Source organism: Lacinutrix sp. MEBiC02595, from assembly GCF_053601555.1.
On record NZ_JBSHNU010000043.1, the window covers coordinates 1 to 235 of the forward strand.

Genomic DNA, 235 nt, shown 5'->3' on the forward strand with positions numbered 1-235 from the left:
CCAGCAGGAACAGTAGATATCGTAGTAGATACAACTACTTTACCAACAGGAGCAAGTTTAACAGAAGGAACAGAGCCAACATCAGTAACGGTACCAACAAATGGTAGTGTAGATGCAGGAATAGATGGTTATACTACAGCCGGAACAGTAACTGGAACCGTATATAATGATGAAGATGGTGATGGAACACAAAATGGAACAGAAACCGGATTTACTTCTCCAGTAACTGTATTTG

At 40.4% G+C, this 235-nt stretch carries 1 protein-coding gene; it reads left to right on the forward strand.

Annotated elements, in window-relative coordinates:
* A partial coding sequence (locus tag ACVCZW_RS00135) for a hypothetical protein (RefSeq protein WP_452231297.1) occupies positions 1-235 on the forward strand: 235 nt, incomplete at both ends.